The organism is Bacteroides sp. 519, from assembly GCF_010500955.1.
Classification (GTDB): Bacteria; Bacteroidota; Bacteroidia; order Bacteroidales; family Bacteroidaceae; genus Bacteroides.
Map to the genome: position 1 here is coordinate 45,168 of NZ_QVMJ01000027.1, position 10,185 is coordinate 55,352.

Annotated in this window: 8 protein-coding genes and 1 tRNA gene; 5 read left to right on the plus strand and 4 right to left on the minus strand. The window is 42.2% G+C overall.

The window, feature by feature from the left end; genetic code table 11:
- Positions 1 to 13 precede the first annotated feature (13 nt).
- Positions 14 to 130, minus strand: a tRNA-OTHER gene (locus D0T85_RS18225).
- Positions 131 to 563: 433 nt separating this feature from the next.
- Between D0T85_RS18225 and D0T85_RS18230 the strand changes: the two genes are divergently transcribed.
- Genes D0T85_RS18230 through D0T85_RS18240 form a run of 3 tightly spaced genes read left to right on the plus strand, consistent with a single transcriptional unit; the run spans position 564 to position 3,575 of the window.
- Entirely contained in the window at positions 564 to 2,891 is a 2,328-nt protein-coding gene (locus D0T85_RS18230) for a family 20 glycosylhydrolase (protein WP_163214957.1), read from the plus strand.
- 50 nt (positions 2,892 to 2,941) lie between these two features.
- Positions 2,942 to 3,277, plus strand: a complete 336-nt coding sequence (locus D0T85_RS18235; RefSeq protein ID WP_163214958.1) for a type II toxin-antitoxin system RelE/ParE family toxin — start codon at positions 2,942 to 2,944, stop codon at positions 3,275 to 3,277.
- A complete protein-coding gene (locus tag D0T85_RS18240) occupies positions 3,261 to 3,575 on the plus strand; it encodes a helix-turn-helix domain-containing protein (protein ID WP_163214959.1) in 315 nt (104 codons plus the stop codon). The genes D0T85_RS18235 and D0T85_RS18240 overlap by 17 nt, the downstream gene beginning before the upstream one ends.
- Before the next feature lie 15 nt (positions 3,576 to 3,590).
- Here the strand turns inward: D0T85_RS18240 and D0T85_RS18245 are convergent, their stop codons facing one another.
- The 3 genes from D0T85_RS18245 to D0T85_RS18255 are packed head-to-tail and all read right to left on the minus strand — an operon-like array spanning position 3,591 to position 7,318.
- On the minus strand, positions 3,591 to 5,081 hold the full coding sequence (locus D0T85_RS18245) for an MBOAT family protein (protein WP_163214960.1): 1,491 nt from the start codon (positions 5,079 to 5,081) through the stop codon (positions 3,591 to 3,593).
- Entirely contained in the window at positions 5,068 to 5,964 is an 897-nt protein-coding gene (locus D0T85_RS18250) for an SGNH/GDSL hydrolase family protein (RefSeq protein WP_203558523.1), read from the minus strand. Before D0T85_RS18250 ends, D0T85_RS18245 begins: the two co-directional genes overlap by 14 nt.
- The gene (locus D0T85_RS18255; RefSeq protein ID WP_163214962.1) at positions 5,951 to 7,318 is read right to left on the minus strand and encodes an SGNH/GDSL hydrolase family protein; all 1,368 of its coding nucleotides are present in this window, start codon (positions 7,316 to 7,318) and stop codon (positions 5,951 to 5,953) included. Before D0T85_RS18255 ends, D0T85_RS18250 begins: the two co-directional genes overlap by 14 nt.
- Positions 7,319 to 7,604: 286 nt before the next feature.
- On the opposite strand from D0T85_RS18255, the gene D0T85_RS18260 reads away from it, so the two are divergent.
- On the plus strand, positions 7,605 to 9,596 hold the full coding sequence (locus tag D0T85_RS18260) for a urocanate hydratase (RefSeq protein ID WP_163214963.1): 1,992 nt from the start codon (positions 7,605 to 7,607) through the stop codon (positions 9,594 to 9,596).
- Between the two features lie 88 nt (positions 9,597 to 9,684).
- Entirely contained in the window at positions 9,685 to 10,083 is a 399-nt protein-coding gene (locus tag D0T85_RS18265; RefSeq protein ID WP_163214964.1) for an endonuclease domain-containing protein, read from the plus strand.
- The last annotated feature ends 102 nt before the right edge of the window (positions 10,084 to 10,185 follow it).

Genomic DNA, 10,185 nt, shown 5'->3' on the forward strand with positions numbered 1-10,185 from the left:
ATTATTTACAAAGTGAGGCAGGCCGGAATCGAACCGACGACCCAGAACCCTAGAAGTAAATCCCGGTTGACCTAAATAAGAAGATAATTGCGGAATTACACACTTGCTCTACCAACTGAGCTACTGCCTCATAAAAAACAGGTAAAACCTGTTTTCGTTATATCAAATATCGCTTTGTCTTATTGACTCTGCAAAGATAGTAGGGTGGGTGTGCAATTTATTTGCGTAGCAAAAAAATGTTTCGCTATATAGTTTCGAGGTCAATGCTATCCCTACAGGGTTCATACGATAGAACCAACAAGAATGATACACTACTGACAATCAACAAATTGCAGTACCACCATTTTTAAAACCCTGAGAAAAAAGTTTCATCAATTATTTTAAGCGTGAAACAAAAGTACCACCGAGGGTGGTACAAAAGTATCACCACTAAGGCACTTTTGTACCACAAGCGTGATACTTTTGTACCACAAGCGTGATACGAAAACGAAAAATTTGTTTGTGTATGGCACACAGAGGTGTTATCTTTGCCTTAACCAATAACCAATATTAAAATTCAATTTATGCTAAAACTTAAACACACGCTGCCTTTATGGCTTTTATTTGTTTTCGTAGCATGCGAAACAAAAACAGTGAAGAACAACTATCAGGTAATTCCCCTCCCCCAGGAAATTACATACACCAACGGAGGTTCTTTCTTTATCAGAAACAGTACACAAATATCATTTCCAACAGGAAACAGTGAATTACAAAGCAATGCCGAGTTTCTGGCCCGGTACATCCGCGAAATAACCGGTAAGCAATTAAAGGTTATACCTTTATCCGATTCGCAGATTGATAACGCCATCATCTTAACTGTAGAAGATGATATTGAAAACCCCGAAGGTTACCGGCTTACAGTAAACAGTAAGGAAGTGAAAATATCTGGTAAAACTCCAACTGGTGTTTTCTACGGAATTCAAACGTTACGAAAATCGCTCCCCATAGAAAAGGATACCGATATTGAACTGCTGCCGGTAGAGATCAATGACTACCCCCGATTCAAACACCGGGGTATGCACCTGGATGTGGGGCGACACTTCTTTTCTACCGAGTTTATAAAAACTTATCTCGACATGCTGGCTCTTCATAACATGAATAATTTTCATTGGCATCTTACCGAAGATCAGGGATGGAGAATAGAGATTAAGAAATATCCACGGCTTACGGAAATAGGAGCAACAAGGAAAGAAACAGTTATTGGAAGAAATTCGGGCGAATATGACGGCAAACCGTATGCTGGTTTTTATACTCAGGAAGAGATTAAGGATATTGTTGCCTATGCTGCCGAGCGATACATCAATGTAATTCCGGAAATAGACTTCCCCGGACATACATTGGCTGCATTAACAGCTTATCCTGAGTTTGGTTGTACCGGAGGCCCGTATGAGGTAGCCACAAGTTGGGGCGTTTTTAAAGATGTAATTTGCATTGGAAACGAAAACGCAATGACGTTTCTGGAGGATGTATTAGATGAGGTTCTTGAACTATTCCCTTCTAAAATAATCCACATTGGTGGCGATGAAGCTCCGCGCGACCGTTGGAAAGAATGCCCCCAATGCAAAGCACGAATAAAAGCAGAGGGTTTGATGGCCGATGCCGAGCATACTGCCGAAGACCGGTTACAGAGTTATTGCATGGCACGGATGGAGAAGTTCCTGAACAACAGAGGACGCAGCATTATTGGTTGGGACGAAATTCTGGAAGGCGATGTTGCCCCCAATGCCACTGTTATGTCGTGGAGAGGAATGGAAGGTGGTATTAAGGCATCACAACTGGGCCACGATGTTATTATGACGCCTGCCAATTATGTGTACTTTGATTATCAGCAAACGGCAGACCTCACCAATGAGCCCACAGGTATTGGTGGTTTTGTTGATGTTGAAAAAGTTTATAGTCTTGAGCCAATGCCCAGCGACTTAACTAACGAAGAAAAGAACCGGATTATTGGCGTGCAGGCTAACTTATGGACAGAGTATGTATCTACCCCTGAACATGCCGAGTATATGGTACTGCCACGTATGGCCGCTCTTTGCGAAGTTCAATGGTTAGTACCCGAAAAGAAGGATTACAGAGACTTCGCCCAAAGGTTGCTCCATTTATTGGATATTTATGATCTGAAAGGATATAATTATGCCAAACACATTCTTAACCTGAAAGCGCGTTACTTACCCAACCCAACAGATAAGAGTATACAGGTAGAACTTTATTCAATAAATAACTCACCAATATATTATACGCTTGATGGTAGTGAACCGGATAATGACCTTACCCCATACCAGGAACCCATTGTTGTAAAAAGCAATGCCTGCCTTCAAGCAATAACTGTTGTTAATCCTGATATGCAGAAAGTATTGCGAGAGAATATTTGTTTCAACAAAGCCACATTGAAGCCTATTACTTTAACATACGAACCGGCTGAGGCACAACGATATGCCGGAGCCATTACATTGGTTGATGGATTAAGTGGCAGTGATAATTCTTCAACCGGCCGATGGTTAGGTTTTTACGGTACGGGTATGGAGGCCATTATTGATTTAGAGGAACCGACCGAAATATCCAACCTATCAACCCGGGTTAACATTGATGTGTATGCCTGGAGCATGGGTCCCACCGAAATAAGTATATCGGTATCCGATGATAACAATAATTTCAAAAAGATTGCTTCCGAAGCATATCCGGAGATTACCGATATTGCTTTCAAAAAGATTGAAGCATACAATATACAGTTCGATCCGGTTACTACCCGGTATATTAAGGTAATCATGAAGCCCAGCAAAGGGATGCCGAAAGGGCATAGGGGCGAGGGACGGACACCTTATTTATATGTGGATGAGATTGGGGTGGATTAAAAATCACACTAAAAGTTGTCTGATCTGTAAACTTTGGCTATATTTGTACTATGAAAAAGCAACGAACTATATCCGCATATAAAAACTATTTCAGGGATTTTATAGATTCCATAAAGGAAGAAGAAGCCAGGAAAGTGTTTTATGTGATTGAAATGCTTAAAACTCAAGAACGGGTAAGTACCAAATTCGTAAAATACCTGTGCGATGAAATATATGAGATCAGAGTCATGTACAACGGAAATATATTTCGGGTGTTTTTCATATTTGACAATGATAATATTGTTATTCTATTCAATGGGTTTCAAAAGAAAACACAAAAAACCCCAACTTCGGAAATAGAAAAAGCATTAAAGTTAAAGGAGGAATATTATGAAAGTAAAGAATGAGAACTTAGTTAGTGTAGATGCAATGCTTGATGAAAAGTTCGGCAAGGTGGGAACTCCCGAACGGGAAGAATTTCGCAAAGAAGCATATGCTTACTGTATGGGGCAAATCATTCATGATGCACGAAAGAAAGAAAAGGTCACCCAATCCGAACTAGCCGAAATGGTTGGTACCAACAAATCTTATATCTCAAGGGTAGAAAAAGGCTTAATAGAACCTAGTATTGGTACTTTCTGCCGTATCATCAACGCCCTTGGCCTGATTATTGAGATTGTTAAACCTGCAACTCAAGGAAAGTAATAATTTTCTCGTGGATTAAAAATCAAAATAAATAAAAGGCCGTATCTCACTACTCTTCACCTGAATAACCAGATATATCACCATAACCATAAGAAGCACTTTACCTACAAAGGGCATTCCGATAACTCCTTTCTGGAACTTCATCTCCAATGACTTTGGGGTAAAGTGCAACACAAAACCAATGGCCATCAGTGCAAAAACCTGCCAATAACCCTCTATTAGCTGCACAAACAACTGTGGTTGGAAGTTGGTAAATATCTGCTTAAGCATACTCATTGAATCGGAGAACTCCCTGTTCCTGAAAAAGATCCAGCAGAAACATACAAAGTTGAATGTTACAAACACACCTCCTACCCTACGCCAGCCGCGACTGACTTCGCCTTTTGCACGTCGGGTAACAGTCATCCAGGCTTTGTGTATGGCCAGAGATACACCATGAAGCATTCCCCAAACAATAAAGTTCCAGGAATTTCCGTGCCATAGTCCACCCAGGAACATGGTGATAATAAGATTAAGGTATTGTTTGAATTTGCCTTTCCGGTTTCCACCCAGCGAGATGTACAGATAATCGCGCAACCAACTTGATAAAGAGATATGCCAACGGCGCCAGAACTCTGTGATAGAAGCCGACTGATATGGAGAGTCAAAGTTAATGTTTACATGGAACCCAAGCAATAGGGCAATACCGATGGCCATATCACTGTAACCGGAAAAATCGCAATAGATTTGCAAAGCATACCCGTAAACGCCCATCAGGTTTTCTACTCCGGAATACAGATTGGGATTGGCAAATATGCGGTCGACAAAGTTTATACTGATATAATCGCAAATAACAGCTTTCTTAAAAAGTCCGCAGAGGATGAGGAAGATACCACGGCCAAACATTTCGTGCGATACATACAACGGTTTCCGTATCTGGGGAATAAAGTCCTTGGCACGGATAATGGGCCCTGCCACCAGCGGCGGGAAAAAGGACACATAGAAAGCATAATCGAGTATGTTGGTAAGTGGAGTTATTTGCTTGCGGTACACATCAATAGTATAACTCAAGGACTGGAATGTGAAGAAAGAAATACCAACAGGCAATACAAGGTCTAAAGCCGAGAAAGTACCTCCGGTTATCGATGCAAGAATCTCACCAAAGAAGTTAGTGTATTTAAAATAACACAGAATGCCCAGATTTATACAAACACTTAAAGTAACCAGCAGCTTGCGGTATATCTTTTTATGGGTTATCGACATTAAATGGGCAATAAAAAAGTCGCTGGTGGTTACAATTGCCAGCAAATAGAAATAAGTGCCACTACTTTTGTAATAAAAATAATATGAAAAAGCTACTACATATAAAAGCCGTAGCGTGTTCTTCTTATAAAGAAGGGTATAGAAAAGAATAAAAACAGCAAAGAACCAAAGGAAGAAACCAGTGTTAAACAACATGGGAGCATCCTTATCATATTGCAGTAGTTTGAGTAGCTTTTCTATAGTAAGGTTATCAAAGAGTGACATAGGTGTTATAGGCATTAATAATTGCTTCAAATAATAGTTCGCCCTGCAAAGCATAGGCATCGGGCATATAGTGTACATGATCGGGCCGCATCAGTCCGGCTTCTTTCCAGTTTTTGCAGGCGCGCGATTCTCCACCAAGGATAGTATACATGTCCCACACTGCCATTTTATGTTCATGGGCATAGCGACGTATGATATCAACAGCCATAACTGTTCGCGGATTAATGGAGTAAGTTCGTCTGCGGTTACGTCGTCTGAACGATTCGTACGACCCGGGCGGTGTGGTAAATATCACCGGTACTTCCGGTAAATCCTTGCGTATCAGTGTCATCAGCTCGTCCATTTGCCTGTAATGTGCATTGGGATTGTAGCGTTTGTTGTGACTCTCGTTTGTTCCGAAAGATACTACAAGTAAATCCGGCTGGGCCTCAACAATGGCCTGCAAACGCATAGGATGCGTAAAAGTAAGATTGGTAGCCCCATTCACTCCCATTTCGATGTACTTAATGGGGCCAAACACTTCGGTCAGTTTCTCACCTGTTGTATTGGGGAAAATACGTCCACGTACATGACTGTCGCCTATGTGGAGTATCCTCAAAGTATCGGTCGAAGCACCCATTCGTAGGTCTCTCATTTTCTCCAACACCGGAGACAGAACGTTGAATTCATCTTCTATCCGATTGCAGGCAACCTCCTGAAAACAATCGGGCAATAAAACTGTAGCCTCAACCGTATCGCGTGCCGAGCGGTATTCCCTTAGTCCACCCCATATAGTCAACCGTGCATCCGGCCGGGGAGGTACAGCTATGGAATCTTGCGAAAACACTTTTAATGCAAATAGCAAACTCATACATAACAAAAAAATCATCCTATTCCTTTTCATACGCACATCTTTTGTCATATTGTTCTTTTCCGTAAATCAACGATTCGTATAATAATCCGGCAAGTTCTTTACCGCCTCTGAAATTTATATGGGTATAATCCAGGTTGGCTTTCGATGGTTTAGAGCGTACAAACTCTGCAATACTACCATCGCCTCCCATTGCTTCGAACATGTTCCAGAAAGCAATTCTGCTTTCGGCTGCAATGTGTTCCTGATAACTAATAAGGTTCTTTATGCCCGGCATGGTACGCATTTCGCCACCCGATGCCCGGTAATCACGGTCGCCCACACTTAACAACAGGATTCCCGCCTGTGGGAAACACTCTTTTAAGTGATCGATAGTGGCCAGAATTCCCTTCTGGTAGTAATCGTAATTCTTGCCCGATTGTGTGGCGATATTTAAACCATATTGCAAAATAATAAGGTCGTATGGGCGTACCCTATTAAACTCTTTCAACGTTTGTGCGGGTATATTTTTCAACGATGTACCATTGCTTGAACGGAGCGAGAAGTTATCTACTGCTATTCCGGAAGCCCCATCGAGTGTTGCTCCATAAAACATTGCCGATTCGGTTTTATTTACCCTCCATCTTACCGAGCCAATTTTACCCTGAAGCTGCATTTCCTGCAACCCTTCGGCTGCGGCAAATACGCGTGTGCTATCAGGCTCTTTGTTTATTCTTGCCGATAGTCTCAGGTTACCTTTGTTGTGGAAATAAACAGTGGCAATATCGAAGGTATCTAACAGCGAGGCGTATTTAGACTGCCCTTTGTATTCTACGTATGCTCCGTCCGACGGTTCGGAATAGCGGCAAGAAATACCTTGTTTGGAACGCTCAAAGTACATACTGTCGGTTGCAGCATGGCCTCTCCATCCTTTAAAAGAGTGAATTACCGTAGGGCGAAATCCGTAAACGGACGATGTTACATCTACATATCCTACTCCGCAACCTCCAAACTGTTGTTGCAACATCTCGCGCAAGTCGGCAGTCAATATATCGGCTTCTATGAACGAATCACCAAATACGGCTACTTTTACTAACCGGGCAGAGTCTTCTATCTGGTTCAATGCTTCATAGAAAGGTTTCATACCGCGCCAGGTAGAGTCACTGTAATCAACAATACAGGTTATGCCGGCACGGCAGGTATCCACAAAAGCAGGTTTTGCAATAGGTGGTAACACTACAACGCTATCGGCCTCTTCGGCATTGGTTGTTTCTTTGATATCGCTTAATAAATCGACCTTGCGGAAAGTGTATCCACCAATAGTTAAGGCCGGAAGCTCATGCAAAAGCAGTAGAATAATTAATACTGACCAGGTAAAATACAGGGAATATTTTAAGTAATTCTTCATTGTTCAATCACCACACAAGTAAATGGGCAACAAATATATGTTTTTTATGGGGATTAAAGAAATGGCCAATGATTTTTGAAACGCAGATTTACGCAAATTTACGCAGATTTTTTATTAAAAGATTAATCTGCGTAAATCCGCGTTAATCTGCGTTTCAAAAAGATTTCAAAAATCTTTTTGCTCCCAAAAACCCCAATTTTCTTGTAAATATCCACCATAATTCCTATCTTGCAATCGCAATCAAGCTGTGTTGTTGACAGTTTGCGCATTCTTAACCTTTATTATTATGAAGATAACCCTTAGCAATACGCTACCGGATTACCCGGTATTTATTGAAGGCATCCGTAGGGCACCCGATCGTGGATATACCCTTACCCCTTCTCAAACAGCTGTTGCATTGAAAAATGCGTTACGCTATATCCCTACAAACCTGCACGAACAACTGGCTCCTGAGTTTTTGGAAGAGTTGCGTACCCGTGGCCGTATTTATGGCTACCGCTTTCGCCCGCCCGGTGATCTGAAAGCAAAACCAATTGATGAATACAAAGGAAACTGTATTGAGGGGAAAGCCTTTCAGGTGATGATTGATAATAACCTCTGTTTTGATATTGCTCTTTATCCCTACGAACTTGTTACCTATGGCGAAACCGGACAGGTTTGCCAGAACTGGATGCAGTACCTCCTTATTAAACAATACCTGGAAGTGATGACCAATGAGCAAACATTGGTTATTGAATCCGGTCATCCGCTGGGACTGTTCCGCAGTAAACCGGATGCACCCCGGGTTATCATCACCAATTCTATGATGATCGGACAGTTCGACAATCAGCACGATTGGCACATTGCTGCACAAATGGGAGTGGCCAATTACGGGCAGATGACGGCTGGCGGCTGGATGTACATCGGCCCGCAGGGCATTGTTCATGGAACCTTTAATACATTACTGAATGCAGGACGCCTGAAGCTTGGCATACCACAGGATAAAGATTTGCGCGGACATCTGTTTGTGTCTTCGGGTTTGGGAGGCATGAGTGGCGCCCAGCCTAAAGCGGCCGAGATTGCCGGAGCAGTAGCCATTATTGCTGAGGTCGACCGTTCGCGCATTGAAACAAGATACAGTCAGGGATGGGTTAGCCATATTGTAAGTGATATAAAACAGGCATTTTCCATAGCGCAGGAAATGATAAACAAGAAAGAACCCTGTTCTATTGCCTATCACGGAAATATAGTTGATTTGCTGGAATATGCCGATAAGAAGAACATTCCTATTGAATTGTTATCCGACCAAACCTCTTGTCATGCTGTTTATGAGGGTGGATATTGCCCCGCAGGTATCAGCTTTGAAGAAAGAACCCGCTTGTTGCACAAAGATATAAAGAAGTTTCGCCGACTGGTTGATTTATCACTCCGCCGACATTTTGAAGTTATAAAGAAACTGGTTGCCCGTGGAACGTACTTCTTTGATTATGGCAATTCTTTCATGAAAGCCATTTATGATGCGGGCGTGAAAGAAATCTCCCGGAACGGGATAGACGAAAAAGATGGTTTCATCTGGCCCAGCTATGTAGAGGATATTATGGGGCCCGAATTGTTTGATTATGGCTATGGCCCTTTCCGCTGGGTATGTTTGAGTGGAAAGCACGAAGATCTTATTAAGACAGACCGCGCAGCCATGGAGTGTATCGACCCCAATCGCCGCGGACAGGATATGGATAATTACATCTGGATACGCGATGCGGAAAAGAATAATCTGGTAGTTGGAACGCAGGCGCGTATTCTTTATCAGGATGCGGTAGGGCGCATGAATATTGCACTCCGATTTAACGAAATGGTAAGAAACGGCGAAGTTGGCCCAATAATGTTAGGCAGAGATCATCATGATGTGAGTGGAACAGACTCTCCGTTCCGTGAAACGGCAAACATAAAAGATGGCAGTAATGTTATGGCAGATATGGCTACGCAATGTTTTGCTGGTAATTGCGCCAGAGGAATGAGCCTTGTTGCACTTCACAATGGCGGCGGGGTAGGCATAGGAAAAGCTGTAAACGGAGGCTTCGGCATGGTGTGCGATGGTAGCGAGCGGGTGGATGAGATTCTGCGTTCGGCCATGTTATGGGATGTTATGGGTGGTGTTGCACGCCGCTCGTGGGCAAGAAATGAGCATGCCATGGAAACAACGGAGGCGTTTAATAGTTCGCATGAGGATGAGTATCATATTACCATGCCGTTTGTGGCGGATGAAGAGTTGATAGAAAATACTTTAAATAAAGCTAAGTAACCACCCGCAAGGCTGTCCCCCTCTGGAGGGGGTTAGGGGGAGGGGGTCAAAGTAACAACAGGAGAACAACAAGTGCCAACAAAAGATTATGCAAGATCATAATAACTATAATAAAAGATTAAAATATAACGCCAATAAACTTCGCGCCAATATGACTAAAGCCGAAGCATGTCTTTGGAAATATGCTTTGCGTGCAAGCATGATGAATGGCTATAAGTTTCGCCGCCAACGCCCCATTGGCTGGTATATTGCAGACTTTATGTGTTTGGAACTTAAATTGGTTATTGAAGTGGATGGAGTAACGCATCTTTTTGAAGATACTCAGAAAAAAGATGAAGAAAAGGATAATTATCTTACTTATCAGGGATACAAAGTTTTGCGCTTTACTGATGAAGAAGTATTAAAAAATATGGCAGTTGTAATTGAAACAATAAAAGATGTGGTTTTAGAACAGGAAAGCAAGTTTGCTAATACACCCTCCCCCTAACCCCCTCCTTTCTTTGTGCCAACTGACATAAAGAAATTGAAAATAAAAAACGATCTTTGAAATTCTGTTATAAAATCAAGAAGTTATTGATTTCTGGTTATT

What these genes read in the sequence shown, in the direction of transcription:
- D0T85_RS18235 (WP_163214958.1), top strand. Translation starts at nt 2,942, where the DNA reads ATGAAAAAGCAACGAACTATATCCGCATATAAAAACTATTTCAGGGAT.
- D0T85_RS18255 (WP_163214962.1), bottom strand. Translation starts at nt 7,318, where the DNA reads ATGAAGAATTACTTAAAATATTCCCTGTATTTTACCTGGTCAGTATTA.
- D0T85_RS18250 (WP_203558523.1), bottom strand. Translation starts at nt 5,964, where the DNA reads ATGAAAAGGAATAGGATGATTTTTTTGTTATGTATGAGTTTGCTATTT.
- D0T85_RS18245 (WP_163214960.1), bottom strand. Translation starts at nt 5,081, where the DNA reads ATGTCACTCTTTGATAACCTTACTATAGAAAAGCTACTCAAACTACTG.
- D0T85_RS18265 (WP_163214964.1), top strand. Translation starts at nt 9,685, where the DNA reads ATGCAAGATCATAATAACTATAATAAAAGATTAAAATATAACGCCAAT.
- D0T85_RS18230 (WP_163214957.1), top strand. Translation starts at nt 564, where the DNA reads ATGCTAAAACTTAAACACACGCTGCCTTTATGGCTTTTATTTGTTTTC.
- D0T85_RS18260 (WP_163214963.1), top strand. Translation starts at nt 7,605, where the DNA reads ATGAAGATAACCCTTAGCAATACGCTACCGGATTACCCGGTATTTATT.
- D0T85_RS18240 (WP_163214959.1), top strand. Translation starts at nt 3,261, where the DNA reads ATGAAAGTAAAGAATGAGAACTTAGTTAGTGTAGATGCAATGCTTGAT.